The organism is Mesorhizobium sp. LNJC405B00 (assembly GCF_000502615.1).
Classification (GTDB): domain Bacteria; phylum Pseudomonadota; class Alphaproteobacteria; order Rhizobiales; family Rhizobiaceae; genus Mesorhizobium.
In genome coordinates this window covers 18,280-39,560 of record NZ_AYWC01000015.1, presented here as the reverse complement: position 1 = coordinate 39,560, position 21,281 = coordinate 18,280, and the positions used below count along the sequence as shown (strand labels likewise).

The 21,281-nt window shown below is 62.8% G+C and carries 24 protein-coding genes; 17 read left to right on the top strand and 7 right to left on the bottom strand.

All coding sequences use genetic code 11. From position 1 onward, the window contains the following. Nucleotides 1-62: 62 nt before the first annotated feature. The 6 genes from X756_RS141760 to X756_RS141785 all read left to right on the top strand — a co-directional run bounded on the left by X756_RS141760 (nt 63) and on the right by X756_RS141785 (nt 5,240). The gene (locus X756_RS141760) at nt 63-827 is read left to right on the top strand and encodes an SDR family oxidoreductase (RefSeq protein ID WP_023731120.1); all 765 of its coding nucleotides are present in this window, start codon (nt 63-65) and stop codon (nt 825-827) included. Next, nucleotides 824-2,899 carry an excinuclease ABC subunit UvrC gene (gene uvrC, locus X756_RS141765; protein WP_023689090.1) on the top strand — a complete coding sequence of 692 codons (2,076 nt, stop codon included), beginning with the start codon at nt 824-826 and terminating at the stop codon, nt 2,897-2,899. Before X756_RS141760 ends, uvrC begins: the two co-directional genes overlap by 4 nt. Nucleotides 2,900-3,069: 170 nt before the next feature. Further along, nucleotides 3,070-3,666 carry a CDP-diacylglycerol--glycerol-3-phosphate 3-phosphatidyltransferase gene (gene pgsA, locus X756_RS141770; RefSeq protein WP_023673449.1) on the top strand — a complete coding sequence of 199 codons (597 nt, stop codon included), beginning with the start codon at nt 3,070-3,072 and terminating at the stop codon, nt 3,664-3,666. A 1-nt stretch (nt 3,667) separates the two neighbouring features. Continuing rightward, a complete protein-coding gene (moaD, locus tag X756_RS141775) occupies nt 3,668-3,925 on the top strand; it encodes a molybdopterin converting factor subunit 1 (RefSeq protein ID WP_023731119.1) in 258 nt (85 codons plus the stop codon). 4 nt (nt 3,926-3,929) lie between these two features. Then, complete coding sequence (locus X756_RS141780; protein ID WP_023731118.1) at nt 3,930-4,403, top strand: molybdenum cofactor biosynthesis protein MoaE; 474 nt, start codon at nt 3,930-3,932, stop codon at nt 4,401-4,403. Between the two features lie 69 nt (nt 4,404-4,472). Beyond that, nucleotides 4,473-5,240, top strand: a complete 768-nt coding sequence (locus tag X756_RS141785; protein WP_023731117.1) for a YbaY family lipoprotein — start codon at nt 4,473-4,475, stop codon at nt 5,238-5,240. 2 nt (nt 5,241-5,242) lie between these two features. On the opposite strand, the gene X756_RS141790 is transcribed toward X756_RS141785, so the two are convergent. Further along, the gene (locus X756_RS141790) at nt 5,243-5,722 is read right to left on the bottom strand and encodes a cupin domain-containing protein (protein WP_023689086.1); all 480 of its coding nucleotides are present in this window, start codon (nt 5,720-5,722) and stop codon (nt 5,243-5,245) included. A 64-nt stretch (nt 5,723-5,786) separates the two neighbouring features. On the opposite strand from X756_RS141790, the gene X756_RS141795 reads away from it, so the two are divergent. Beyond that, the gene (locus X756_RS141795; RefSeq protein WP_023731116.1) at nt 5,787-6,242 is read left to right on the top strand and encodes a MarR family winged helix-turn-helix transcriptional regulator; all 456 of its coding nucleotides are present in this window, start codon (nt 5,787-5,789) and stop codon (nt 6,240-6,242) included. An 86-nt stretch (nt 6,243-6,328) separates the two neighbouring features. Here the strand turns inward: X756_RS141795 and ndk are convergent, their stop codons facing one another. Further along, the gene (ndk, locus tag X756_RS141800; protein ID WP_023684731.1) at nt 6,329-6,751 is read right to left on the bottom strand and encodes a nucleoside-diphosphate kinase; all 423 of its coding nucleotides are present in this window, start codon (nt 6,749-6,751) and stop codon (nt 6,329-6,331) included. Between the two features lie 238 nt (nt 6,752-6,989). Here ndk and X756_RS141805 point away from each other — a divergent pair, with 238 nt between their 5' ends. Continuing rightward, nucleotides 6,990-7,214 (top strand): hypothetical protein, encoded by a 225-nt coding sequence (locus X756_RS141805; protein WP_156941408.1) that lies wholly within the window; start codon nt 6,990-6,992, stop codon nt 7,212-7,214. Between the two features lie 9 nt (nt 7,215-7,223). On the opposite strand, the gene bluB is transcribed toward X756_RS141805, so the two are convergent. Continuing rightward, a complete protein-coding gene (bluB, locus tag X756_RS141810; RefSeq protein WP_023731114.1) occupies nt 7,224-7,859 on the bottom strand; it encodes a 5,6-dimethylbenzimidazole synthase in 636 nt (211 codons plus the stop codon). A 269-nt stretch (nt 7,860-8,128) separates the two neighbouring features. Between bluB and X756_RS141815 the strand changes: the two genes are divergently transcribed. The 3 genes from X756_RS141815 to X756_RS141825 all read left to right on the top strand — a co-directional run bounded on the left by X756_RS141815 (nt 8,129) and on the right by X756_RS141825 (nt 10,930). Continuing rightward, on the top strand, nt 8,129-8,641 hold the full coding sequence (locus X756_RS141815; RefSeq protein WP_023731113.1) for a DinB family protein: 513 nt from the start codon (nt 8,129-8,131) through the stop codon (nt 8,639-8,641). Between the two features lie 447 nt (nt 8,642-9,088). After that, nucleotides 9,089-9,748, top strand: coding sequence for a hypothetical protein (locus X756_RS141820; RefSeq protein WP_023731112.1), 660 nt, complete (start codon nt 9,089-9,091; stop codon nt 9,746-9,748). Nucleotides 9,749-10,144: 396 nt separating this feature from the next. After that, entirely contained in the window at nt 10,145-10,930 is a 786-nt protein-coding gene (locus X756_RS141825) for a GGDEF domain-containing protein (RefSeq protein WP_023731111.1), read from the top strand. A 1,186-nt stretch (nt 10,931-12,116) separates the two neighbouring features. Here X756_RS141825 and X756_RS141830 read toward each other — a convergent pair. From X756_RS141830 to X756_RS1000000169500, 3 genes are all read right to left on the bottom strand, one after another. Beyond that, entirely contained in the window at nt 12,117-12,419 is a 303-nt protein-coding gene (locus tag X756_RS141830; RefSeq protein ID WP_023670262.1) for a DUF982 domain-containing protein, read from the bottom strand. A 158-nt stretch (nt 12,420-12,577) separates the two neighbouring features. After that, a complete protein-coding gene (locus X756_RS141835; RefSeq protein ID WP_023731110.1) occupies nt 12,578-14,659 on the bottom strand; it encodes an ATP-dependent helicase in 2,082 nt (693 codons plus the stop codon). A gap of 50 nt (nt 14,660-14,709) precedes the next feature. Beyond that, nucleotides 14,710-14,877, bottom strand: coding sequence for a hypothetical protein (locus X756_RS1000000169500; protein ID WP_023670264.1), 168 nt, complete (start codon nt 14,875-14,877; stop codon nt 14,710-14,712). Between the two features lie 136 nt (nt 14,878-15,013). On the opposite strand from X756_RS1000000169500, the gene X756_RS1000000169495 reads away from it, so the two are divergent. Further along, complete coding sequence (locus X756_RS1000000169495) at nt 15,014-15,166, top strand: hypothetical protein (RefSeq protein WP_023693936.1); 153 nt, start codon at nt 15,014-15,016, stop codon at nt 15,164-15,166. Between the two features lie 237 nt (nt 15,167-15,403). Here X756_RS1000000169495 and X756_RS141840 read toward each other — a convergent pair whose 3' ends face one another. Beyond that, a complete protein-coding gene (locus tag X756_RS141840) occupies nt 15,404-16,372 on the bottom strand; it encodes a LysR substrate-binding domain-containing protein (RefSeq protein WP_023731109.1) in 969 nt (322 codons plus the stop codon). 111 nt (nt 16,373-16,483) lie between these two features. Here X756_RS141840 and X756_RS1000000169490 point away from each other — a divergent pair, with 111 nt between their 5' ends. The 5 genes from X756_RS1000000169490 to X756_RS141865 all read left to right on the top strand — a co-directional run bounded on the left by X756_RS1000000169490 (nt 16,484) and on the right by X756_RS141865 (nt 21,154). Beyond that, nucleotides 16,484-17,317 (top strand): hypothetical protein, encoded by an 834-nt coding sequence (locus X756_RS1000000169490; RefSeq protein WP_023684748.1) that lies wholly within the window; start codon nt 16,484-16,486, stop codon nt 17,315-17,317. A 13-nt stretch (nt 17,318-17,330) separates the two neighbouring features. After that, entirely contained in the window at nt 17,331-18,299 is a 969-nt protein-coding gene (locus X756_RS141850; protein ID WP_245264570.1) for a DMT family transporter, read from the top strand. Beyond that, entirely contained in the window at nt 18,292-18,525 is a 234-nt protein-coding gene (locus X756_RS141855) for a hypothetical protein (protein WP_023684750.1), read from the top strand. The genes X756_RS141850 and X756_RS141855 overlap by 8 nt, the downstream gene beginning before the upstream one ends. Nucleotides 18,526-18,692: 167 nt before the next feature. After that, entirely contained in the window at nt 18,693-19,139 is a 447-nt protein-coding gene (locus X756_RS141860) for a MucR family transcriptional regulator (RefSeq protein ID WP_023670270.1), read from the top strand. 137 nt (nt 19,140-19,276) lie between these two features. After that, nucleotides 19,277-21,154, top strand: a complete 1,878-nt coding sequence (locus X756_RS141865; RefSeq protein WP_023689073.1) for an ABC-F family ATP-binding cassette domain-containing protein — start codon at nt 19,277-19,279, stop codon at nt 21,152-21,154. Nucleotides 21,155-21,281 lie beyond the last annotated feature (127 nt).

Here is a 21,281-nt window from a genome sequence, read left to right as displayed (position 1 = left end):
AACCCCTGGACGCGTCACAATGTGCCGCTAGCCGAATTGAGGCGCAGATTGAGGATTGACAGATGATCGAAGCCGCCGGAACGGCGCTGGTGACGGGCGGGGCGAAGCGGATCGGCAAGGCGATCGTCGAGGATCTGGCCGCGCACGGTTTTGCCGTCGCCATCCACGCCAACCGCTCGACCGCCGAGGCCGACGCGCTGGCTGCGAGCATCAGGGACGGAGGCGGCCGCGCCGGCGTGGTAGCCGCCGATCTGACCGACATGGATGCGGTTGGCGATCTCGTCGGCCGCGCCGCGGCAGCGCTCGGCCCGGTCACGCTTCTTGTCAACAATGCGTCGCTGTTCGTCGACGATAGCGTCGAGGACTTCGACTGGGCGGCATGGGACCTTCACTTCGCCATCCATGTGAAGACGCCGGCGCTGTTGGCGCAAAACTTCGCCCGCGCCTTGCCGCAAGGGCAGGAGGGGCTGATCGTCAACATCATCGACCAGCGCGTCTGGCGGCCGACGCCGCGCTATTTCTCCTATGCGCTCTCGAAGTCGGCCCTGTGGACGCAGACCGAAATGCTGGCACAGGCGCTCGGTCCGCCCATCCGCGTCAACGCCATCGGTCCCGGTCCGGCGCTGAAGAATGCGCGCCAGGACGATGATGATTTCCAAAAGCAGGTCGATGGCCTGATTCTGAAGCGCGGCCCGCAATTGGCCGAATTCGGCGCCACCATCCGCTATCTCTGGGAGGCGCGCTCGGTGACCGGCCAGATGATCGCGCTCGACGGCGGCCAGCATCTTGCATGGCAGACGCCGGATGTGACAGGCATGGTGGAATGAGTCCCGCAGACCAGAAACACAAGACGCGCGCCGGCGCCGCCGACGATATGCCGCCTGACATCGAGCTTGAGGATGAAGCGGTCGAGGAGATCGTCGAGCCCGAGGCCACCGGGCCCGATGTCGCCTTCACAGCGATAGACTGGGCGCCGCATGCCGGCGACGCCGACGGCATGGTCGGCGCGGAGGTCATCCAGACATTGGTCAAGCGGCTGCCCAATGCGCCCGGCGTCTACCGCATGATGAACGCTGCCGGCGACGTGCTTTATGTCGGCAAGGCGCGCAGCCTGAAGAAGCGGGTGACCAACTACGCGCAAGGCCGGTTCCACACCGCCCGCATCGGCCGCATGGTGCGCGAGACATCGACGATGGAGTTCGTCGTCACCCGCACCGAAATCGAAGCGCTGCTGCTCGAGGCCAATCTCATCAAGCGCTTGCGGCCGCGTTTCAATGTGCTGATGCGGGACGACAAGTCGTTCCCTTACATCCTGTTGACCGGCGATCACGTCTCGCCCGGCATCTACAAGCATCGCGGTGCGCGCTCGCGCAAGGGCGACTATTTCGGACCTTTTGCGTCGGCCGGCGCGGTCGGGCGCACCATCAATTCGCTGCAGCGCGCCTTCCTGCTCAGGAGCTGCACCAACTCCTTTTACGAAAACCGCACCCGGCCGTGCCTGCTCTACCAGATCAAGCGCTGTGCCGGTCCATGTACCGGGGAGATCTCGCATAGCGACTATGCCGAGCTGGTCAGCGAGGCGAAGGATTTTCTGTCGGGCCGCAGCCAGAAGGTGAAGACCGAAATCTCTGCCGCCATGCAGCAGGCCTCGCAGGAGCTCGATTTCGAGCGCGCCGCCATTTATCGCGACCGGTTGGCTGCACTGTCCCATGTGCAGAGCCATCAGGGCATCAACCCGGCCACGGTCGACGAGGCCGATGTCTTTGCCATCCATCAGGAGGGCGGCCAGGTCTGTATCCAGGTGTTTTTCTTCCGCACCGGCCAGAACTGGGGCAACCGCGCCTATTTCCCCAAGGCCGATCCGGCACTGGAGGGGGCGGAAGTGCTGGGCTCGTTCCTGGCGCAGTTCTATGACGACAAGCCGACGCCACGGAACATCCTTCTGTCGCGAGGCGTCCAGGATCAGGAACTGTTGGCCGAAGCGCTGTCCACCCGCGCCGGCCGTAAAGTGTCGATCTCGGTGCCGCAGCGCGGCGAGAAGAAGGATTTGACCGACAACGCGCTGCAGAATGCCCGCGAGGCGCTCGGCCGCCGCCTGGCCGAAACCTCCACGCAAGGCCGGCTGCTCGCCGGCTTTGCCGAGACCTTCGGCCTGCCGAAGCCGCCGGTGCGCATCGAGGTCTACGACAATTCGCACATTATGGGCACCAACGCCGTTGGCGCCATGGTCGTCGCGGGGCCGGAAGGGTTTGTGAAGAACCAGTACCGCAAATTCAACATCCGCTCGACCGAGATCACGCCCGGTGACGATTTCGGCATGATGCGCGAGGTGATGGAACGGCGCTTTTCGCGGCTGCTGAAGGAACATGGCGATGTCGTTCCCGACGACGCGGCAGCCGGTGGAGCAGGCGACGACATCGAGGAAGACATCTCCGGCAGCTTCCCGGCCTGGCCGGACGTCATCCTGATCGATGGCGGCCAGGGCCAGATGAGCGCGGTGCGCAAGATCCTCGCCGACCTCGGCATCGAGGATCGCGTGGCGGCCATCGGCATCGCCAAGGGCCAGGACCGCGATGCCGGCCGCGAGCGTTTTTTCGTCAGAGGCAGGGACTCGTTTTCGCTCCCCGTGCGGGATCCCGTGCTCTATTTCGTCCAGCGGCTGCGCGACGAGGTCCATCGCTTCGCCATCGGTTCGCACCGCGCGCGGCGCAAGAAGGAATTGGTCAAGAGCCCGCTCGACGAGATCGCCGGCATCGGTCCCGGTCGCAAGCGCGCGCTGCTGCTGGCCTTCGGCACTGCCAAGGCGGTCAGCCGCGCGGCAGTCGAGGATCTGGTCAAGGTCGACGGTATTTCAGAGCAGGTCGCCAAGCTCGTCTACAATCATTTCCATGAGAGCTGAGCGCCGGTGACGCCGCTGTCCCGATGAAATGGCAGCAGCCGTTCTTTTCTCGCAGGCCACTCGAATCCCGGCAATCGCGCGCTATTTTCGTCTGGCCAATCGAATCTCGCCTGTTGACCCCCTACATCCGGTTCTGATTTGAGTACGCAGGCAGAAAGAGTCCCTCAGATATGGCCAAGCGCGCGTTCAACCTGCCCAACATGCTTACCTATGCCCGCATCGTCGCGGTGCCGCTGGTGGTGCTGTGCTTTTTTCTCGAGGGCCATCTGAAATCGAGCGACTTCGCCCGCTGGTCGGCGTTGATCATCTTCCTGCTGGCTTCGATCACCGACTATCTCGACGGCTATCTGGCGCGCGCCTGGCAGCAGACGTCGAACATCGGCAAGATGCTGGATCCGATCGCCGATAAATTGCTGGTCGCCACCTGCCTGCTGCTGCTCGCCGCCGATACCGACCGCCATGCCGGAATCGCAGGCTGGTCGCTGTGGGCGGCAATCATCATCCTGTGCCGCGAAATCCTGGTTTCGGGGCTGCGCGAATATTTGGCGGCATTGAAAGTCTCGGTGCCGGTGACGCAGCTCGCCAAATGGAAGACCGCCATCCAGATGGTCGCCATCGCCTTCCTGCTGGCTGGGCCTGCCGGCGACAAGATCTTCCCGCTGACCACGCAGACCGGACTGGTGCTGCTGTGGATCGCAGCCCTCGTCACGCTCTACACCGGCTACGACTATTTCCGCGCCGGCCTCAAGCACATCATGGACGAGTGAGATGATCACCCGGCTCATCTATTTCGCCTGGGTGCGCGAACGGATCGGCAAGCCGGAAGAGGATGTCGAACTGCCCGCCGGTATCGAGACGGTGGCCGACCTCCTGCGCTGGCTGAAATCGCGTGGCGACGAATATGAGCACGCGCTGCAATATCCTGATGTGATCCGCGTCGCCATCAACCAGGAACATGTCGAGCATCGCGAGAAGATAGCCGGCGCGCGCGAGATCGCGCTGTTTCCGCCGATGACCGGGGGCTGACACCATGTCCGGCGCGCCGACGGTGCGCATCCAGCGCGACGATTTCGACGTTGCCGCCGAGATCGCGAAACTGACCGGGGGTCGCGCCGACATCGGCGGCGTGGTGTCCTTCTCAGGACTTTGCCGCGACGAGCAGGGCCAGCTGTCGGCCCTGGAACTCGAGCACTATCCCGGCATGGCCGAGGCCGAAATCACCCGCATCGCCCGCGAGGCACTTCAGCGCTGGCCGCTGCAAGGGCTGACCGTCATCCATCGCCACGGCAAGATCGCACCGGGCGAAAACATCGTGCTGGTGGTGGCAGCGTCCTCGCACCGGCAGGCGGCGTTCGAAGCGGCCAATTTCCTGATGGATTTCCTGAAATCGCGTGCACCCTTCTGGAAGAAGGAGCACCGCGTGGACGGCACCGATGGCGGCTGGGTCGAGGCCAAGGACGCCGACGACCAGGCTGTGGCGCGCTGGAAGGCGCGGCCCGAATAAATCTCGGCGCAGCCATGTATTGACCGCATTCCCTTGGCCAAATCGCATCGGCAAAAAGGGAGCAAGGGCATGCTGGACAGGATCGCCGAATTCTTCGTCTTCGGTTTTGTGCCGCTGGTTATCGGCGTTCTGGCCGTTCCCGAGCCTTCCGTCGCCGCCGAGAAAACCCTGAAGGGCGAGGTGATGTATCGCGAGCGCATCGCGCTGCCGCCCAACGCCGTGCTGTCGGTTCAACTTGCCGATGTATCGCTGGCCGATGCGCCGGCCGCCATTGTCGGCGAGCGCAAGGTAGCGCCGGCCGGCCAGGTGCCCATCAAGTTCGAGATCAGCTTCGATTCAACGGTGATCCGGCCCAACATGACCTATGCGCTGCAGGCGCGCATCACCGCCGACGACAAGCTGCTGTTCGTCACGGACTCGCGCTATCAGGTCGATCCGCTCAGCGACGCGCCGCAGGCCATTGTGCTGAAAATGGTGGCGCCGAGCGACAAGCCGACCTCGGCCTCGCTGTTCGGCCAGAGCTGGCTGGTCGAGTATATCGACGGTATCGGCGTGATTTCGGAGCCGCAGGCGACGTTCCGGGTCAGCGAAGCCGGCAAGGCGGGCGGCAGCGGCCCGTGCAACGCCTATTTCGCCACCGCCAAGGTCGATGGCGAGACCATCGTCATCAGCGACATCGGCTCGACCTACAAGGCCTGCGCGCCGGAGATCATGGCCGAGGAAAAGGCGCTGTTCGAGGCGCTCGCCAAGGCGGCGTCAAACCGTGTCGATGGCGGCAAGCTGATCATCGCCGACAAGGACGGCCGTGACATTTTGCGATTTAACGCAGCGAGTTAAGATCAAGACTGCGGCGGCGGCGGGGGCGCCGGCGTCAGGCCGAACCGGCGCATCAGGTCCATCAGCCTGGTGCGGTCTGGCGGGCCGCCAGTGCTGAAGATGGCGAAGGCCTCGCGAAAATAGTCCGGGCCGATCGCCGCCGGCGTCACCACGCACAGCACCTTGGCGGTCGCGGCGGTGTCGTTGTCGAAGCGGTGAACCGCGCCGCGCGGAATGCACAGCGCCTGGCCCGGCCCGATATCGTGCCGGTGTCCGTCGACGGTCAGCATCAGCACGCCTTCGATCCCGTACATCGTCTCTTCATAGTGATCGTGGCTGTGCGCCGGGGCGGGCAGGCGCTGCGAGCCGGCGACCGTCAGTTCGAAGGCGGCGATGCTGCCGTTCGACTGGTCGCCGGTAAGCAGGAAGCGCACGGCAAGGCCGCCATGGCTGATTGTCTCGTCGGCCGGATTGACGCTGATCTGGCTAGCTCTGTCTAGCATTTCATCCTCCCGCGTGGTAAATTGAATTTACCGAAATGAGTAAACTCAATTTACCAGAGTGTCAATGCCATTATCCGCGGAAGAACCGCCAAAGAAGCCACCGCTGATCGGTGCACTGCTGCGCGTTCCGGCCATGGCCATTCACCGCAAGCTGATCAGGGATCTCAGGGCGTCGGGTTTCGAGGACCTCAGCCCGCCGCATATGGCGGTGATCCAATATCCCGGCCCGGATGGCCTTCGGCCGAGCGCGCTCGCCGAGCGCGCCGCGATGAGCAAGCAGGCCATGAATCAACTGCTGAAGACGCTGGAAGCGATGGGTTATATCACTCGCTCGGCGGCACCCGATGAGAGCGGCGGGACCGTCGTCCACTTCACCGACCGCGGGCGCGCCGCATACCAGAAGATGGCCGACATCCTGCTCGACGTCGAACGGGAATGGGCCGAGGAACTGGGCGAGAAGCGTTTCTCGGAGCTGAAAACGCTGCTCGGCGACCTCTGGGATACGCCGCTCATCCGTTGAAAGCGGCATGAAGCCGAAGCCGGGACCTGACCAAAGAAAAAGGCCGGCGAAGTGCCGGCCTCTTGCATACATTGGTTCGCGTCGGCTCAGCCGACGATCTCGGTGTCCGAGAACCAGTACTTGATCTCTTCAGCAGCGGTTTCCGGCGCGTCGGAGCCGTGCACGGAATTCTCGCCGATCGACAGCGCGTGGACCTTGCGGATGGTGCCTTCGGCGGCGTTGGCGGGGTTGGTCGCGCCCATAACTTCGCGGTTCCTGGCAATGGCGTTTTCGCCTTCCAGAACTTGCACGATGGTCGGCGCCGACGACATGAATTCCACCAGTTCGCCGAAGAACGGACGATCCTTGTGGACGGCGTAAAAGCCTTCGGCCTCGCGGCGGCTCATCCACACGCGACGTGAGGCGACGACGCGCAGGCCGGCCTCTTCCAGCATCCTGGTGATGGCGCCGGTAAGATTGCGCCGGGTCGCGTCCGGCTTGATCATGGAAAAGGTGCGTTCGAGCGCCATGGGGTCGTCCTTGTCTTGAGATGGAAAGTCTTGAGATCGGAATGTGGAGTGGCGGGCTCTATACAAGCCGCCCGGCCCATTGCCAAGGGGAGGCGCCCCGGCAGCGTTATTCGACCGCGACCGCCCGGATGGCTGTTCGCAACGCTGTGGTCAAAGGCAAGGCTTTGCGGGAAAATGGCGATTGCGCAGGCACGCACGGTTTCGAAGGGAAACCAGCGGAATGGAAAGACATCGGACCATGTTTGACGGGACGCGCTGGCCCTACCACCACCTCAGGCCGGGCGACATAAAAGGGAGCCTATTGACTATCGGCATTTTTGCTGCCGTGGGCCTTGTTCTGCTGCTCTTTCTGGGTCGCCGCACAGATACGAACTTCGGCTTCGGCCCCGAATGGCAATGCACGCCGATGCCGAAGGGCGACCCGATCTGCGTCAAGCTCATCGCCAAGGAAGAGACGAAGTGATGGGCAGCCTTACCGCCTGATCACCACCGGCTGCCGCCGCTGCTCCCAGCCCTCGCGTTCCAGCGTCGGCAGATCATGCTCCTCGCTGGCATAGCCGAGGCAGAAATAGCCGATCAGCGTCCACTCAGGCGGGGTGTCCAGGATTGCGGCCATCTCGGCGGCGTCGAGGATCGACACCCAGCCCATGCCGATGCCTTCCGCCCGCGCCGCCAGCCACAGTGTGTGCACCGCCATGACGGCCGAATAGTCGATGGTCGCCGGCATGGACATGCGGCCGAGCCCGTGGCCCTGTTGCGTCGTGCGGTCGGCGAAAACCGCGAACTGGCAGGGCGCTTCATTGAGACCGGCGAGCTTCAGCCGGGCATAGAGAGCGGCGCGCTCGCCCGAAAAGCATGCCAGCGCCTCGGCATTGCAGCGCTCGAAACAGTCTCTCACCGCGCCCCGCCGCTCGGCGCTCTCGACCACCACGAAGCGCCACGGCTGGCTGAGACCGACGGACGGCGCGACGCTGGCAAGCTCCAGCAGCCGCTCCAGCGTACCCTCGGGCAAAGCCGTCCGCTCGAAGCGCCGCACATCCCGGCGCCAGCGCAGCAGCGTGACCAGCCCGGCGCGAAAATCATCGGTGAAATCGGGGGGTGGTGGCATGGCGATCAGGAGACTTGTGTGGGCAGTAGGCAGTAGGCAGTAGGCAGTAGGCAGTAGGCAGTAGGCAGTAGGCAGTACAGCGCTCAGACCCTATTGCCTACTGCCTATTCCCTAAGCTGCTGCCGCCGCCTCCTTCCAGCAATGCCGGTTGAGCGGACGGGTCGCGTCGTGTCCGACGAGTTCATAGAACAGAATGGTCATTGGCGGCTGCGTCCTCGCGGTCTAATTAGGCGCCTGCGGCTGAAGCGGAACTCGTCGGCGGGAAAAAGATGAAACAGCATTTCATGATGTTCGCGGCCTACAATCAATGGGCCAATGGCCGCATCTACGATGCCGTCGCCGCACTTGACGAAGAAGAGTTCAACCGCGATGTCGGCGCATTTTTCGGCTCGATGATGGGCACGCTCAACCATCTGCTGGCCACCGACCGCATCTGGATGAAACGCTTCACCGGCGAGGGCGACGCGCCGGCAAAGCTCGACGCCATCCTGCACCGCGCATTGCCTGGCCTAAAGCTGGCGCGTGAGGCCGAGGACAGGCGGATCGTCGACTGGGTCGGCGGTTTGACCGAAAAGGCTTTGTCCGGCCGCTTCTCCTACATGACCGTTTCCGACATGCGCACCGTCTCGCAGCGGCTGGCGCCGGCGCTGGGACACGTCTTCAACCACCAGACCCATCACCGCGGCCAGGCGCATACCATGCTGACCATTCTCGGCCGGCCTTCGGTGCAGCTCGACCTGGCGTTTTTCCAACGCACCGACGAAGGCCGCGCCTACGCCTGATCTCCTGACCGCGCTTCCCGTTTAAACGCACGGGAGCGTTAACCGGTGCATTTGCGCGGCCGTCGATGCCCGGCACCAGCTCTGGATCCAAGCCGGGTTTTGAGGACCCTGTCGGCACAACGCTGCCCGGTGACTGGGCCAGATGGCTGGGCTGTCAGTGGCCCGCCTTTTGTGGGCCTTCGGCTCCAGGCCGCCGCAGCCACAACCCGCTCCAACTCCGGTGGAATTTCTGTCAAGGGAATTAAGCAGAGTTTAAATATTGAAGCAAAAACATATTTTTTTTTAGCAGACCAGTGCACGCCTTGAGAACTACAATCCTTATTCTTGGAAAAAATAAAGAAACTATAAGGAAGACTCGTGCGTAGCTGTGAGTGCATAAGCATATGTCTGCTTTGGTTTGCTGGCATGTTGCAATGCACAAAGCAGAACGGCAACAAGGAGAGTGTCATGGTTAATATCACTCAAAAAATCGCTAGAACACTGGCGGCGGGTGCAATTATCGCCATTTTTGCCGCTCCCGCGAATGCAGGCGGCGGAATTGGCGTCGGTGTCGGCGCATCTATCGGCGGTGCTGGCGGCATCAATGCCGGTGTTGGCGCTTCGATCGGCGGCAGCGGCGGGGTCAAGGCCGGTGCCGGCGCCTCGGTTGGCGGCAGCGGCGGTATCAAGGCGGGTGCTGGCGCAACGGTCGGCGGCAATAGCGGCGTTACTGCGGGCCTCGGCGCCTCAGTCGGCGGTAGCAGCGGCATCAAGGCCGGCGCTGGCGCGACGGTCGGCGGAGCCGGTGGCATCAAGGCCGGTGTTGGGGCCACGGTCGGCGGCAGCGGAGGTATCAATGCCGGTGTCGGCGTCAACGTCGGCAGCGGCATCAACGTCGGTGTCGGCGTCGGCATTGGCGGAACGCCGGGCACGCCCGGTACGCCCGGTACCCCCGGCACTCCAGGAACTCCTGGAACACCAGGCACCCCTGGGACACCCGGTGTCGTCGCCAGCATGTCGAACAGCCAGCTGACACGTATGAAGAAGCGCTGCGTCGATGTGCTCGCCAGCGAGGGCACCTACGACAGCGATCTGCGGCAGCTATGCCTTATGATCTCGCGTCGCTGAGACAGGTTTCGCCGGGAGTGTCGAGCCAGCCGTGAGGCTTTACGGCACTCTCCTACCGCATGGCCCAGACTTCCCGAGGGACATGCGCTGACGAGAAGCCTCCGGCCAGTCGGAAAGCCCGCCGCGCAAGTGGCGGGCTTTTTGTCGCCACTCACAAGGCAACCGATCGCGCCTTTCGATTGCCGGAGCGTTTTATCGTTTAACGGAAACGGTGAAACGCGCTATCCCTTTGTCTTGGCAATTCCGAAGGGGAAAGCGCCCAACGCGCTCTTCCCGGAAAGCCGCTCACACTTTTGCTGGAATTGTTCTGGTTAACCACATTCGAATTGCAGGTAAGATTTTAGGGTTTCATTTGTGTTCCCGCTGCAAAATGGCGAACACAGTGGGAGAAATGGCATGCGGGTCGATCTGTCGCCCACCAGCTGGGGCAGGGTCATAGCAGTCACGGTTGTCGGCACGGCGATCTGTATCGCGGCGGCCTTCCTTGTCGATTCCTACAATTTTCCGTCGCTGTCGCCCGAAGCATTGCGCTGGGCGCAGCTCACCGACCTGCTACTGCCGCTTGTGCTGGGTGGATCGTTCTTCTCTTTCCTGATGTACAAGATGCGCCAGCTGGCGATCGCCCAGAAGAATCTGAGCATTGTCGCGGCAACCGACAGCCTGACCGCGGTGTTCAACCGCGGCGCGTTTTCAATGCTGGTCGAGGCCTATCTCGAACAGGCGCGCAGCCAGGCCGTCGTCGATGCCGGCGCCCTGCTGATCGTCGACGCCGATCATTTCAAGACCATCAACGATCGATTGGGCCACGATTGCGGCGATCAGGCGCTCAAGCTGATCGCGCAGACGATCAAGGCCCAGCTGCGCGGCGCCGACATCGTCGGACGCATCGGCGGCGAGGAGTTCGCCATCTTCCTGCCCGGCGCCGACCCGTCGCAGTCTTGGCTGGTTGCCGAGGGGATCCGGCGGCGCATCCGCGAGGTCGAGTTTGCCCCGGATGGGCGGCCCTGTCCGCTCTCGGTAAGCATAGGCGGCGTCGCCTTCAGCGGACCCACCACCTATGCCGACATGTTCCTGACGGCCGACCGGCACCTCTACAAGGCCAAGTCCAACGGCCGCGATCAGGTCAGTTTCGAAACGACCGGGCCGCGCAGCCTGCTCGCCGGCGACCCGACGTTGCATTGAAATGCGGGGGCCAGGCGAGGCTCCGGTCGGGCGCAGGCGCTTTCCAAACGGATCGCGGCAATGCGACCTGGAATACGCAACGGCGCCGTCAGCTTCCATGGTGTCGACTGCAGCAGGCCTCGTTCCTTAACGCAAGTGTCTCGGTCTGCTGGTTGGCGCTGCGATCCGTTGGCCTACCGCATCGATATGATGCCTTCAGATGTACCTAGTCCTCGCTTGCTGCGTCCGCCGCTGCTTGCGGGTTGGCCGTCCATTTCTGCTTCGAGGTGTGATCAACGCGATGGCGAAACGGTGGCTGCAGCGTCGCTCGCTATCGCGCGTGGTACCCGCCTCGGCGGCTTGTACCGTTATCCAGTGCTCATAGATCGGATGAGTCAGGAATCCAGAAGTCGGCCTAAACTTGTTTAACGGGCATTTACTTAGAGAAGAAATAATTCGTAGAGTGGCGTCGGATTGTTCCATCAATTCAAGTGATGATATATTCAATTTCCCGGTCAACCATAATGGATTTGTGTCTGACGTCTCAAGCGTCAGTTGATATTTCAGATGGGAAAAAAATATGCAATAAAACTCAAAGGATTTAACACGGCATCTAGGCCGGGGGGCTTTTTTACTCCTCCAGTTCGCCTCAGGGTATGGATGCGTGACGCGGCACCTTGTAAAGGATGAAGACATCGATCTCGTCAGTTCCGATCATCCACAAGCGATTTCTTTCCTGGCGAACAAATTTAAGGTTAAAGCCATTCAGTCGCGATCGATACCGGAGGAGGCAGTTTTTGGCCGGCTCTATGATGCAGTCTTTGCGCTTTCATTCTTTTCCACATGCCGATAACAACTGGTCGCGATGGCTGGTTCGTCTGTTCAGCTTTGTGCGGCCTGGTGGCATTCCGATTTTCACAACTCACGGCTCGCGATCCATTCCTTTTCTTCAATGGAGACGCCACCGAGTGAATTTGGCTTTCGGTTTGCATTGAACAGTGAACAGGCCGACATCGCGGTTGAGGAATACGGCATGGTGGCCATGGATCTTGGGTTCGTGATCAAACTATCTCAAGACGCTTCCAATGCCGAGTTACTCCAAGATGAAGTGGACGCTTGGTGGGATCACCAAGACGTGTTTGTCGTTCGACGTCTGCCGGCAAGTCCGAGTGATCTTTTTTGCTGGGCAGGCCTGGTCCCGGCCGTCTCAGACGGCGTAGCCGCCATAACCGTGTGCGACCGGCTTGACCGAGACGGCCGGCTGGACCGCGGGCCAGAGGATGCCTGCCGTGACTGCAAAGGTGATCAGGGCATCGCGTGCGGCCTCGGTCGAGATTTCTCCGGCGCGCGCCGCCTCGCAAGCCCTCACGGCCGCGCCATAGCTCAGGCGCCGGCGTGACGGCGGAAATTCGGTCAGGAAATCATGCATCTCGAACAGCGAGGCGAGCATGCGTTTGTGGCCGGCGCCAACGCTAACGGCAACCGGGGTGAAGAACATCGCGTCGTGCATTCTGGCCTCTCTGGATGGGCGGAAGGGCGGCGGCCGCCGCCCTCCGATCGCGGGTTGGACGCCAGAAAACGCGGCTGGCGGCCCGAGGTTCCCTGAGAGATGCCATGACAGGACGATTTGCTCTTGAGGTCGCTCCCTGCCGGCATTCGCGGTTGCGGCTATTTCCACATGCCGCGCATGCGGGCGCCGAGGTCGACGCGGACTTCAGGTCTGTGGCGCGGATCGTCCTTGGCGTGGACGCTCGCCCACGACGTCTGCTCGAAGGCGCCGAGGATCGAGGCCGGGATGAAACGGGTTCGCGAGGCATAGACGTGGCGGTCGCCGCGCGCTGCCTGGCCGTGAGTGAAGAAGCGCTGCGGCGTCACCAGATGCAGGCCGTCCTTGGCCCGCGTCATCGCGACGTAAAGCAGCCGGCGCTCCTCCTCGATGTCTTCCTTGGTGCCAACGCCGAGATCGGCCGGGATGCAGCCATCGACGGTGTTGAGCACGAAGACGTTCTTCCATTCCTGGCCCTTGGCCGAATGGATGGTCGACAGGATCAGATAGTCCTCGTCGCGGTGCGGCGGCCCGGCCTGGTCGCTGGTCGCATCCGGTGGATCCAGCGTCAGCTCGGTCAGGAAGCGCTCGCGCGAAGCATAGCCGGAACCGATCTGCTCGAGCTGCATGAGGTCGGCCCGCCGCGTCGTTGCATCATCGTGGATGCGCTCGAGATGCGGCTCGTACCACAGCCTGACCTGTTCGAGATCGGCCGGCCATTTCCCCGACCGCGCGCGCAGGCCGGAATAAAGCGCAACGAAGGCTGGCCAGTCCTCAGCCGCGCGTTGCGGCGGCCGGTAGCGGGCCAGCCCCATTTCCTCGTCGAGCGATGTCGCCATGGTCTCGACGATGGTGCTCGCCGCCGAAGGGCCGATGCCGGGCAGCAGCTGCAGCACGCGGAAGCCGGCGACGCGGTCGCGCGGGTTCTCGGCAAAACGCAGCACCGAAAGCACGTCCTTGACATGGGCGGCGTCGAGGAATTTCAGCCCGCCGAACTTGACGAAGGGGATGTTGCGGCGCGTCAGTTCGATCTCCAGCAGGCCGCTGTGGTGCGAGGCGCGAAACAGCACCGCCTGCGATTTCAGCACCGTGCCGGCCTCGCGCTCGGCAAGGATGGCCTGGCAGACATAGTTCGCCTGCTCCGCCTCGTCGCGCACGCTGACCAGTTTCGGCCTTTGGGAGGATTTGCGCTCCGACCAGAGGTTCTTGGTGAAGCGCTCCGATGCCTCCGAGATGACCGCATTGGCTGCCGCCAAAATGGTCTCGGTCGAGCGGTAGTTGCGCTCCAGCATGATGACATCGGCGGCTCGCGCGAATTGTTGCGGGAAATCGAGGATGTTGCGCACTTCCGCGGCGCGAAACGAATAGATCGACTGCGCGTCGTCGCCCACCACTGTCAGTCCGGCGCCGTCCGGCTTCAGCGCCGAAAGGATCGAGGCCTGCAGCCGGTTGGTGTCCTGGTATTCGTCGACCAGCACATGGTCGAAGCGCGAGCCCAGATGCGCCGCGATCTCCGGCTCGGCGGCCATCTGCGCCCAGTAGAGCAGGAGGTCGTCGTAATCGAGCACGTTCTGCGCCTGCTTGGCCTCGACATATCGGGCGAACAGCTCTTTCAGCTGTTCTGCCCACCCCGAGCACCACGGAAAGGCCGAACCCAGCACCTCGCCAAGCGGCGCCTGCGCGTTGACGGCGCGCGAATAGATCGCCAGGCAGGTGCCCTTGGTCGGAAAACGGCTTTCGGTCTTCGAGAATCCAAGTTCATGCCGGGCAAGATTCATCAGGTCGGCGGAATCCTCGCGGTCGTGAATGGTAAAGGCCGGGTCGAGGCCGATCGTCAGCGCATAGTCGCGCAGCAGCCTGGCGCCGATGCCGTGAAACGTACCGGCCCAGGCCAGCGCGTCGGCGATGACGGACGCGTCTCGGCCCAGGACCTCGCCGGCGATGCGTTCGACCCGCCTGGCCATTTCGGTGGCGGCGCGGCGCGAGAATGTCATAAGCAGAATGCGTCTGGGATCAGCCCCCTTGACGATCAGATGCGCAACCCGGTGGGCGAGCGTGTTGGTCTTGCCGGAGCCGGCGCCGGCGATCACCAGCAGCGGCCCGGCGACCTGGCCGTCGCCATGTTCGACGGCGAGCCGCTGCTCGGCGTTGAGCTTCGCCAGATAGGCGGGCTGCAAGGACGAATCATTGATGGCGATGGTCATCGCCTATCAAGCATCGTTTCCGCTTTGTTCGCAACGGGCCGAAGTCGCCCTTATCGCCGTGGCGCGACACCCGTCGCCGCCGACTGGCGCCGCAAGGTGGCGCGTTCGTCGCCAGGCACCGGCAACGGATCGAAATTGTCGGGCACGTCCTTGATGATCTCCTTGGCGATGCGATAGGTCGCGTAAGCGAAAAGGCCGGTAATGAGCAGACGGATCATGGCGCGATCTCCTTTGGGCAACCAACCTCAGAGCCGCCGTTTGGTTCCAGCCGACGCGGTGTCGTTTGCGAGCGTGCAACCAAAGCCGAACCACCTCGTTGCCTTACGAAGGAGAGGGCAGACCTAGGAGGTCGCCATGAAAAGGCTTCTGATTCTGTTGGCCGCCAGCTTGGCGCTCGCCGCGTGCGACGGCGACATCCAGCCAACCAAAGCCCCGGTGCTCGATCAAACTCCGCAGACGGATTCGGCGCCAAAGCCGGCGGCCAGCGGCGATCAGCCGGCGCAATGATCGTTTTCCGGCGGGAGACGAGAAATGGCTTTCAGGAGAAGAAGGCCGGCGCCGCTTGGGAGGTGAGCTGATAGCGCCGGCCAGGCGGATATCAGGTCCGCCGCAACAACCGAAGATACCTGAGTCTCTCGCCTGCGTCATGAGGTGGCAGTTTTCGTGCCGGTTCTGCTCGTGCCGTCTGCGCAAAACCAGCAGAAAAGACCACAAATCCCGCAAGGCCGCGGAAAGAATCCGACCTCAGGCAATGGCCTTGCGCAGCACCGGGCCGCCGGCAATCCCGGCGTCCAGCTGGCACTGCGTCAGGGCCGCCTCGGCCATGATCCACTGTTTGAACAGTTCCACCTTGCGCGTGTAGGGCGCGGTGACCGGGCAGACGAAATACCAGCCGGCGGTGTTGGGGTGATGCACGGCAAACGGCGCCACCAGCCGCTCTGCGCGGATCTCGCTCGCCATATAGGCGCGGTTGGCGACTGCAAAGCCCATGCCGGCATTGGCCGCCTCATAGGACATCATGCAGGAATCGAAATAGATGCTCTTGGTCTCGCCCAGCACGGAACTCGCGCCGGCAAAACCCAGCCACGACTGCCAGTTCTGCGTGCAGGTGTCGGAATGCAGCAGCGTGAAATGCCTGAGGTCGTCGGGCGTCACCTGTGACGGCGGCCTGTCGCCGAGAACTTCGTGGAACAGCTTCCTGCTGCACACCGGCGTCAAATCCTCCTTGAACAGCAGGTCCGCTTTGAGGTCGGGAAAGCTGCCGTCGCCATAGCGGATCTCAAGGTCGAACTCGGAGGTGGCGAACTCATTGGTGGCGTAGGAGGTCGAGACGCGCATCTCGATTTCGGGATATTGCCGCTGGAACAGCGGCAGGCGGGCAAACAGCCAGCGCGCCGCGAACGTCGGCAGCACCGAAATCTTCAGCACATGCGCCTGCGACTGTCCGGTCGCCTCCATGCTGGCCGCCACGATGCGCTCCAGCGCCTCGCGAACGCGCGACACATAGGTCTCGCCTTCGGGTGTCAGCGACACCGCATTGCCACCGCGCTGGAAGATCTTGAAGCGCAGCTGGTCCTCGAGGCTTTTGACGCGCTGGCTGACGGCGGAAGCAGTAATAAACTGCTCTTCGCCGGCGCGCGTGAAGTTACGGTGCCGGGCGGCACTTTCGACAATCTTCAGCGAATTGAGGTTGACCTGACTGAGCAGACGCACGCGTTTCGACCTTAAGCTGGGCTTACACTAGCACCAGCATTCCTAATTTTACAGGGGTGGGGAAATTAATCGACAGTTTACCAAGTGATGCCCCCATCCTGGAGAAGTAGAATGAACGCCCATACCATACCTGAACTGCGCTACGCGATGAGCCGAGAAGCCATTATCGGTCATGAGACGGCCTGGAAAGTGTCGGGTTTCGGCGTTGCGCAGTATCTGCATGGCTACGACCCGGCGCTGCTGGCGGCGATCGAAGAGGCGGCGTTGAAGCTCAAGGCCAGCCACGCCGTGCACAAGCACCTCGACCTGACCTTCATCACCGGCGCCGACCGCTTCATCCCGGAGATCAAGGAACTGCTGCATGACAAGCTGCGCCTGGAACGTCTGTCCGACATGATGGGCACCAAGCTCGAGCCCTATCCGCTGTCGATCGTCGGCTCGACCGTCACTTTCATGAATCCCAAGGACGGCGCCGTCGATTGGCATTGCGACGGTGTCCCGGTCACCGAACTCATTCCGCTGTCGATCAGCAATCCGCTGGTCGGCGGCCATCTCGAAATCTACTGCGACGATTCCGAGACCGGCCGCGCCATCCTTGAATCCGGCCGCGAGATTCCGCGCAACCAGGTCATGCGCATCGACCACAAGATGAACTACGCCACACTCGGCCAGTTTCTCGGTGTGCTGCACCGCACCGCGCCGATCCAGCTCGGCTCGCGCGTCACGCTGGTCCTCAACCAGCGCTCTGTGGCCAAGCCCTACGTCGACGACAATCGCATGTTCTATCTCGCAGCCGACAATGATCACGATCGCGAATGGGTCAACGAACTGGCCGAAGACGTCTGGACGAACCAGCTGCCGGCCTATCGGCGCTTCGAGGAAGAACGTCCGGTTGCGGCGGCGACCGATGCGCCGGTCCCGGGCGGATCAAGGGAATCATGGTAGCCAGAGCATAGAAGTGGACGCCGGTTTGGCCGTCGGTAACATCATGGTCGGCGATAAGGACAAGGCACCGTCGCGCCGATTCCGGGATGGATCGGGTTCGCCATCGGCCCTGGTCTTCGCCGCCGGCGCGGTCGCCCTGTGGTCGACCAACGCGCTGGTCGGCAAATCCCTGCTGGCCAGCCATCCGGTGTCGCTCGTGCAGTTGCTGCAGTTTTGTGGAGCGGCTCTGGTGTTCGCCGTCATCCATCTGGCGAGCCGGAAGGGGGACACGCAAGACGCAGCCTTTGCCAAGGGTGCTGACGGCACCCTGGCGCCGGTCGCGGTCGGCTTTATTGGCCTGGTCGGCACCATGGTGCTGCAATACATCGCCTTTGCCTCCATGCCGGTGATCGAGGCCAATCTCGTCGCCTACACCTGGCCGCTGATGGTCGCGGCGGCGGTCATCGTGCTGGGCAAGCGGCAACGCCCCGTGCTTCTGGGTTTGACTGCCGTGCTCGGCTTTGTCGGCGTGGCGCTGGTGATCTCGGGTGGTCGCGGCCAGCCTTTTCTCCAAGGCAGCATCGTCGGCTATCTCGCTGCCTTCGGCTCGGCGCTGTGCATGGCCTTCTATTCGATTGCGGTCGCCCGCCTGGCCACACCGTCGGAGCGTTTGCTTTTGCCTTCGGCATTGGTCGGCGTCGGCCTGACCTTGCTATGGTGTATTCACGACGGCGCAGCCTGGCCATCCAGCGAGCACCTCCTGCTTGGCCTCTATCTCGGCGCCGGTCCGATGGGGCTGGGATATTATTTCTGGTCGCGCGCCTTGAAGCTTGAAGGCGGCGGCAAGGTTGCGGTCATCGCCTATCTGACGCCGATCGCGTCGACGCTGCTGCTGACACTTTCGGGCGAAAGGCTGACGCTGACCGCGATAGCCGGTGCGGTCCTCGTCATCGGCAGCTGTATTGCGGTGGGCATAGAACGCTCGGAGGCTGAACATGCTTGACGACGATGAACGCCTCGCCAGACAGGAAGCATTCTGGCTGCTCAAGGAGTTCGGCGCCGAGGCGCCGCTCTACGCCGCCATGAAGGCCGAAAAAGCGATAGAGCAAAAAGATTTCGGCCGGTGCGCCCGCTGGAAGCGCATTCTGGACATACTGGCCGACTCTAAACCTGCGGCGTCCGTGCAGTTGAAATCTGCTGGCGCGAAGTCGGCCGTTTCCAAGTATTAGATTTTCTAATTTGCAACGTTGCAACCTGTTGTGGAAACATCCTCCTGTTCCGATTCTTGATCGTTTATTGAGACTTTAGCGATCCGTTGGGGGGTGCAGCTAGGTCGATACATCAAGAGAAGTCTTAAAAAAAGCCGGCAACTTCATGACCGGCGGGAGAAACAGAATTGCACACCATCGACAGCAAGACCGCTATTGAACTGACTGCTGACATCGTCTCGGCCTATGTCGGCAACAATCCTCTCCCTGCGTCTGGCCTGCCGGATCTGATCGCCAGCGTCAGCGCATCGGTGCGCAAGCTGGGCAGCATTGCCGCCGTGGAAAGCCCCGCGCTGAACCCTGCTGTCAATCCGAAGCGGTCGGTGTTTCCCGACCACATCGTCTGTCTGGAAGATGGCAAGAAATTCAAGTCGCTGAAGCGCCACTTGATGACCGACCATGGTCTCAGCCCGGAGGAATATCGTGGCAAATGGGGCTTGCCGTCGGACTATCCGATGGTGGCGCCGAACTACTCCGCGACCCGTTCGGCACTGGCCAAGTCTTCGGGCCTCGGCCGCAAGCCGGCCGTTCCGGCTGCCGCGGCCAAGGTGACGAAGCGCAAACCCAAAGCCTGAACCAGGCAGCCTCTTAAAGTCAGTCTGCAGTTAGCAGTGATGGACGGCGCGCTTTGGGCGCGCCGTCTTCATGCCTTATGCCCCCGCCAGCGCCCAGGCCCTTGCGAAGCGCCGCCCTCCCGTGCAAAAGCCCCGGCATGCTTATCATCAACGATCTTTCGCTCCGCATGGCCGGACGCTTGCTTCTCGATCATGCCTCGCTGACCTTGCCGGCCGGCACCAAGGCCGGCCTCGTCGGCCGCAACGGCACCGGCAAGACGACGCTGTTCAAGGCCATCACCGGCGACTTTCCCTCCGAGACCGGCTCGATAAGCCTGCCCAAGAACACCCGCATCGGCCAGGTGGCGCAGGAAGCGCCCGGAACCGAGGAGCCGCTGATCGAAATCGTGCTCAAGGCCGACCTCGAGCGCACCGCATTGCTCGAGGAGGAAAAGACCGCCACCGACGCGCACCGCATTGCCGACATCCATATGCGGCTGGCGGATATCGATGCGCATTCGGCGGAATCTCGCGCGGCCACCATCCTCGCTGGCCTTGGCTTCGACGACGCCGCGCAGCGCCGCCCGGCCTCGTCCTTCTCCGGCGGCTGGCGCATGCGTGTGGCGCTCGCCGCGGTGCTGTTTGCCGAGCCCGACCTTCTGCTGCTCGACGAGCCGACCAACTATCTCGATCTCGAAGGCACGCTTTGGTTGGAAAACTACGTGTCGAAATATCCGCACACGGTGCTTCTGATCTCGCACGATCGCGACCTGCTCAACCGCGCCGTCAATTCCATCGTTCATCTCGACCAGAAGAAGCTGACCTTCTGGCGCGGCGGCTACGACCAGTTCGAGCGCCAGTACACCGAGCAGAAGGAATTGCAGGAGAAGGGCCGCGTCAAGCAGGAAGCCGCGCGCAAACACATGGAGTCCTTCGTCGAACGCTTCCGCGCCAAGGCTTCGAAGGCGAGACAGGCGCAGTCGCGCATCAAGGCGCTGGAGAAGATGAAGCCGATTGCCGCGATCGTGAACGACACGGTGCGGCCGTTCTCTTTCCCCGAACCGGTGAAAACGGTGGCGTCGCCGATCATTGCCTTGAACAACGTCAATGTCGGCTACACCGAGGGCCAGCCGATCCTGAAGAAGATGACGTTGCGCATCGATGCCGACGATCGCATCGCGCTGCTCGGCGCCAACGGCAACGGCAAGTCGACCTTCGCCAAGCTTCTCTCGGGCCGGCTGAAGCAGGAAACCGGCACCATGACGGTGGCGCCGGGCCTGAAGGTGGCGATCTTCGCGCAGCATCAGCTCGACGATCTCAGGCCTGATGAAAACGCCTACGAGCATGTCCGCCGGCTGATGCCGGAGGCGCCGGAATCCAAGGTACGTGGCCGCGTCGCCCAGTTCGGTCTCACCACCGAGAAGATGAACACCGCCGCCAAGGACCTGTCCGGCGGCGAGAAGGCGCGCCTGCTGATGGGCCTGTCGGCCTTTGAGGGGCCAAACTTGTTCATCCTCGACGAACCGACCAACCATTTGGACATCGACAGCCGCGAGTCCCTGATCCATGCGCTGAACGAGTTTCCCGGCGCCGTCATCCTCATCTCGCATGACCGCCATCTGCTGGAAGCGACCGCCGACCGGCTGTGGCTGGTCAAGGACGGGGCGGTCAACCCGTATGACGGCGACCTTGAGGACTACAAGACGCTGGTCACCGGCGTGTCCGGCGACCGACGCGGCAAGCGCGAGGCCGAGAAGGCATCCAAGGCCGATCGCCGCCGCGATGCCGCGGCGCGCCGCGCCGCCTTCGAGCCGCTGGCAAAGGAAATCCGCGCCACCGAAGCGCTGATGGACCGCATCCGCAAGCGCATCGACCTGATCGAGGACGAACTCGCCAATCCGGCCGTCTACGAAAAGGATCCGTCGACGGCGACCCGGCTCGCCAAGGAGCGATCGCAACTGGCACAGCAGCTTGCCGGCCACGAGGAAAAGTGGCTGACCATGTCGGCCGAGTATGAGGAAGGCACGGCGGAGTGATTACCCTCCCCCGTTGTGGGGAGGGTCGATCCGCGAAGCGGAGCGGGGTGGGGGNCGCTGCGCGCCGACCCTCCCCATCAAGGGGAGGGTAAGATCTGGCCCTACACGCCGCCCGCGAAACCCGCTA

Coding starts and splice junctions, on each gene's coding strand:
- bluB (WP_023731114.1), bottom strand. CDS start 7,859: ATGCCACCACCCCCCGATTTCACCGATGATTTTCGCGCCGGGCTGGTC.
- X756_RS1000000169490 (WP_023684748.1), top strand. CDS start 16,484: ATGAACGCCCATACCATACCTGAACTGCGCTACGCGATGAGCCGAGAA.
- X756_RS141815 (WP_023731113.1), top strand. CDS start 8,129: ATGAAACAGCATTTCATGATGTTCGCGGCCTACAATCAATGGGCCAAT.
- X756_RS141825 (WP_023731111.1), top strand. CDS start 10,145: ATGCGGGTCGATCTGTCGCCCACCAGCTGGGGCAGGGTCATAGCAGTC.
- X756_RS141835 (WP_023731110.1), bottom strand. CDS start 14,659: ATGACCATCGCCATCAATGATTCGTCCTTGCAGCCCGCCTATCTGGCG.
- X756_RS141785 (WP_023731117.1), top strand. CDS start 4,473: ATGCTGGACAGGATCGCCGAATTCTTCGTCTTCGGTTTTGTGCCGCTG.
- X756_RS141790 (WP_023689086.1), bottom strand. CDS start 5,722: ATGCTAGACAGAGCTAGCCAGATCAGCGTCAATCCGGCCGACGAGACA.
- X756_RS1000000169495 (WP_023693936.1), top strand. CDS start 15,014: ATGAAAAGGCTTCTGATTCTGTTGGCCGCCAGCTTGGCGCTCGCCGCG.
- X756_RS141855 (WP_023684750.1), top strand. CDS start 18,292: ATGCTTGACGACGATGAACGCCTCGCCAGACAGGAAGCATTCTGGCTG.
- X756_RS1000000169500 (WP_023670264.1), bottom strand. CDS start 14,877: ATGATCCGTCTGCTCATTACCGGCCTTTTCGCTTACGCGACCTATCGC.
- X756_RS141865 (WP_023689073.1), top strand. CDS start 19,277: ATGCTTATCATCAACGATCTTTCGCTCCGCATGGCCGGACGCTTGCTT.
- moaD (WP_023731119.1), top strand. CDS start 3,668: ATGATCACCCGGCTCATCTATTTCGCCTGGGTGCGCGAACGGATCGGC.
- X756_RS141780 (WP_023731118.1), top strand. CDS start 3,930: ATGTCCGGCGCGCCGACGGTGCGCATCCAGCGCGACGATTTCGACGTT.
- X756_RS141795 (WP_023731116.1), top strand. CDS start 5,787: ATGCCATTATCCGCGGAAGAACCGCCAAAGAAGCCACCGCTGATCGGT.
- pgsA (WP_023673449.1), top strand. CDS start 3,070: ATGGCCAAGCGCGCGTTCAACCTGCCCAACATGCTTACCTATGCCCGC.
- uvrC (WP_023689090.1), top strand. CDS start 824: ATGAGTCCCGCAGACCAGAAACACAAGACGCGCGCCGGCGCCGCCGAC.
- X756_RS141805 (WP_156941408.1), top strand. CDS start 6,990: ATGTTTGACGGGACGCGCTGGCCCTACCACCACCTCAGGCCGGGCGAC.
- X756_RS141760 (WP_023731120.1), top strand. CDS start 63: ATGATCGAAGCCGCCGGAACGGCGCTGGTGACGGGCGGGGCGAAGCGG.
- X756_RS141820 (WP_023731112.1), top strand. CDS start 9,089: ATGGTTAATATCACTCAAAAAATCGCTAGAACACTGGCGGCGGGTGCA.
- ndk (WP_023684731.1), bottom strand. CDS start 6,751: ATGGCGCTCGAACGCACCTTTTCCATGATCAAGCCGGACGCGACCCGG.
- X756_RS141830 (WP_023670262.1), bottom strand. CDS start 12,419: ATGCACGACGCGATGTTCTTCACCCCGGTTGCCGTTAGCGTTGGCGCC.